The organism is Streptomyces sp. MnatMP-M17, assembly GCF_900091995.1.
Classification (GTDB): Bacteria; Actinomycetota; Actinomycetes; order Streptomycetales; family Streptomycetaceae; genus Streptomyces.
Genome location: NZ_FMDK01000815.1, coordinates 1 through 4,247 on the forward strand (window position 1 = coordinate 1; position 4,247 = coordinate 4,247).

At 66.9% G+C, this 4,247-nt stretch carries 2 protein-coding genes; both read left to right on the forward strand.

The features are described from left to right. Positions 1-2,362 (forward strand): transglycosylase domain-containing protein (locus GA0115259_RS31210; RefSeq protein ID WP_237540625.1); only part of this gene is annotated, 2,362 nt, incomplete at its 5' end. A gap of 195 nt (positions 2,363-2,557) precedes the next feature. After that, positions 2,558-4,075, forward strand: coding sequence for a glycosyltransferase family 87 protein (locus GA0115259_RS31215; protein WP_093603217.1), 1,518 nt, complete (start codon positions 2,558-2,560; stop codon positions 4,073-4,075). Positions 4,076-4,247 lie beyond the last annotated feature (172 nt).

Genomic DNA, 4,247 nt, shown 5'->3' on the forward strand with positions numbered 1-4,247 from the left:
CAAGTACGGCTGGCGCCGGTGGGTGCCGTCCTGGAGGCAGACCACCGCCCTGTCGATCGGTTTCCTCGGCTCCGTCCTCGCCGCGGGGACGATCGCGTACGCCGTGGTCTCGGTGCCCAAGGACAGCCAGGCGTCGCAGGCCGAGAACAATGTCTACTACTGGGACGACAACACCCAGATGGTCGCCACCGGTGGTGAGGTCAACCGGCAGATCGTCGGGATCGAAAGCATCCCGAAGGCGATGCAGTTCGCGGTGATCTCCGCCGAGAACAAGTCCTTCTACGAGGACCCGGGCGTCGACTTCATGGGCATCGGCCGGGCACTGTTCAACATGGCCATGGGCGGCGACACACAGGGTGGCTCGACCATCACCCAGCAGTACGTCAAGAACGCCCGGCTCGGTGACCAGAGCCAGACTCTCAGCCGTAAGTTCAAAGAGATGTTCATTGCCATGAAGGTCGGCACGGACATGGAGAAGCCCGACATCCTGGCGGGCTATCTGAACACCTCGTACTACGGACGCGGCGCCTACGGCATCCAGGCGGCGGCCCGTACGTACTACGGCAAGGACGCCAAGGAGCTGAACCCGAGCGAGTGCGCCTTCCTTGCCTCGCTCCTCAAGGGCGCGACCTACTACGACCCCGCCGGATCCACCGAGATCGACCCGTCCGCCACCGTCGAGGCCAATACCGAGCGGGCCACGAAGCGCTGGTCGTGGATTCTCGACGAGATGGTCAGGGACGACCGTCTCGACGCCGCCGAGCGCGCCAAGTACACCGAGTTCCCGATGCCGGACCCGCCGAAGAAGAACGCGCAGCTCGGTGGACAGATCGGCTATCTGGTCGACCTCGCCAAGGCGTACTTCGTGAACAACAACGAGCACGGCATCACGACCGATCAGCTCACCACGGGCGGCTACGAGATCCACACGACCTTCAACAAGGAGAAGGTCGAGCAGCTCAGAAAAGCGGTCGAGAAGGTCTACGACGCCAATATCGACCCCAAGAAGCGCCCCGATACCGATAAGCATGTCCAGTTCGGCGGCGCCTCCGTCGAGCCGGCGACCGGCAAGATCGTCGCCATCTACGGCGGCCAGGACGCCACCAAGCACTTCACCAACAACGCCGACCAGACAGGCGCGCAGGTCGGATCGACCTTCAAGCCGTATGTACTGGCCGCGGCGATGGAGAAGGGCGTGCGCGATCCCCAGGGCGGGCCGGACCAGGGCCTGGACCAGCGCACTCCGGTCTCGCCGGACAAGACGATCTACAACGGCGACAACAAGCTGAAGATCAAGAACTACGACGGTTCGATCTGGACCAACGAGGAAGGGAAGGAGTGGCTCCAGACCAACGACGGCAATGAGTCGTACGGCGACATCGATCTGCGTGAGGCGATGCGCGAGTCCGCCAACTCCCCCTTCGTCCAGCTCGGCATGGACGTCGGCATTCCGGCGGTACGCGACTCCGCGATCAGGGCGGGCCTGCTGGAGGGCTCTCTCGCCAAGTCCGATGTGCCGTCGTTCTCGATCGGTATCTCCGACCCCAGCGCCATCCGGATGGCCGCCTCCTACGCCACGTTCGCGTCCAGCGGCAAGCAGCGCGATCCGTACTCCGTCACCGAGGTGACGAAGGGCGGCAAGACCCTCTACAAGCACGAGGGGGCGGGGAAGACGGCGTTCTCCGCCCAGGTCGCGGACAATGTCACGGATGTCCTGAAGACCGTGGTGGAGGAAGGCACGGGCAAGAACGCCCGGCTCGAAGGACGTGAGGTGGCCGGCAAGACCGGTACCACCGACGGCAACAAGTCGGCCTGGTTCGTGGGCTACACCCCGCAGCTCTCGACCGCCATCGACATGTACCGGATGGACGACGACGCGAACAACAAGAAGCGCAAATTCCTGGAGATGTACGGCACCGGTGATCAGGAGTCGATCCACGGTGCGTCGTTCCCGTCCGAGATCTGGCACGACTACATGGCGGAGGCGCTGAAGAACGAGCCGGTCAAGGCGTTCCCGAAGCCCGAACCCATTGGTGAGGTCTGGTACGGCGGAGGCGCCGCCAGCCCGACCCCGACTCCGAGCGAGACGCCGTCCGAGACGCCGTCGGAGACTCCCTCCGAAACGCCGTCCGAGACGCCGTCCGAGTCCCTGCCGACCCCGAGCGACACCTGTGAGCAGATCTTCGGCTGTGGCAACAACGGCGGAGGCAATCAGGGCGGCAACAACGGGGGCGGTAACAACGGAGGCGGGAACAACGGAGGCAGTAACGGCGGGGCCAGCACATCCCCGACGGCGACCGGCACCGATCCGGGCGGCCAGGACGGCAGCGGTGGCGGCATCTTCAGCGGCTCCGGAGGATAGCCGTCCAGGGCCGGGACAGGAGCGGCGGTTGGCCGCCCGGCCCGACCGACGGTCCCGCTCTTGACGGCGTCCGCCTCCGGCGGCGTCCTGCGCGCCCGACACGAGGGCCGTCGCACCGGTTACGTACAGACTCACTGTGCGTACCGTGCGGCGGCCCTCGCCGCGTCCACAGCCCCGTACGGCAGGATGGGCGCCATGCCGAGCGCAGAAGAGACAACCGTGCACCAGGACCGGTCGGTCGTGTCCCCCACCCGGCGGGACGAGATCGCCGCGGCCGGCAGCGAGCTGATCGGGGGCCCGGTCGGGCGCTGGGCCTGGCTCGGCAGCAGCCGGCTCACGCCCGTGCGTGTGGTCGCACTGGTGGCGATCGGCATGTTTGCCCTGGGCATGGCGCAGAAGATGCCCTGTTACGAATGGGCCTGGTTCCGGGGCGCCAGCTCGCAGTACACCCACGCCTGTTACTCGGACATTCCGCATCTCTATCTGGGGCGTGGCTTCGCCGACAATCTGGTGCCGTACTTCGACCGGCTGAACGGCGACATGCAGTACCTGGAGTACCCGGTACTGACCGGCCTCTTTATGGAGGTCGCCTCCTGGCTCACACCGGGTGGCTCCATCCAGTACCGCGAGCAGATGTACTGGATGGTCAACGCGGGGATGCTGATGATCTGCGCCGTGGTCATCGCGGTCTGTGTCGCCCGCACCCACCGGCGCCGCCCTTGGGACGCGCTGCTGATCGCTCTGGCGCCCGCCTTCGCGCTCACCGCCACCATCAACTGGGATCTGCTGGCCGTGGCGCTCACCGCCGCGGCGATGCTGATGTGGTCCCGCGGCCGGACGCTGGCCTTCGGCATCCTCATCGGGCTCGCGACCGCCGCCAAGCTCTATCCCGTCCTGCTGCTGGGACCGCTGTTCGTGCTGTGCTGGCGGGCCGGGAGGTTCCGGGAGTACGGGACGGCCCTGCTGGGCACGGCGGGCGCATGGCTGGCGGTGAATCTGCCGGTGATGGTGCTTGCGCCCGAGGGATGGAAGAAGTTCTACACCTTCAGCCAGGAGCGGCAGGTGGACTTCGGCTCGTTCTGGCTGATCATCACACAGTGTACGGGCAAGTCACTGGAGGTCGAGACCGTCAACACCTATGCGATGGTGCTGATGGTGCTGGCGTGCGGAGGCATCGGGCTGCTGGCCCTGACGGCCCCGCGCCGGCCGCGTTTCGCGCAGCTCGCCTTCCTGGTCGTCGCCGCGTTCATCCTCACCAACAAGGTCTACTCGCCGCAGTACGTACTGTGGCTGATTCCGCTGGCCGCCCTGGCGCGGCCACGCTGGCGGGACTTCCTGATCTGGCAGGCCTGCGAGGTCATGTACTACCTGGGCATCTGGATGTACCTCGCGTACACGACGAGCGGCGACGCCCACAAGGGCCTGCCCACGGAGGGGTACCAGCTCGCCATCGCCCTGCATCTGGCGGGCACGCTGTATCTGTGCGCGCTGGTCGTACGGGACGCCCTGCTGCCCGAGCGGGACGGTGTACGGACGGACGGTACGGACGACCCTTCCGGCGGCGTGCTGGACGGCGCGAAGGACGTGTTCGTACTCGGACAGGCCCGCCGCTCGCTGGAGCACGCTGCTCACACGGCTCACACGGCTCACACGGCTCAGACGGTGCAGGCGCCGCGCGTCGAGTGGGGCATGCGGCCACCTGGGGAGGCCTGAGAGCGGCTCGGCGGAGGCTTCTCCAGGTCTCGGCTCGTTCTCCCGCTCCTGAAAGTTCCTGACGCGGCTCTCAGACGCTCAGAGCGCCTGAGAGGGCGCTCTGAGGGCGGTGCGAGGCGGCGCGGGGCGTCGGGGGCCGCGAGCCTGAGTCAGCGGTCGACGAGCCGGTCGA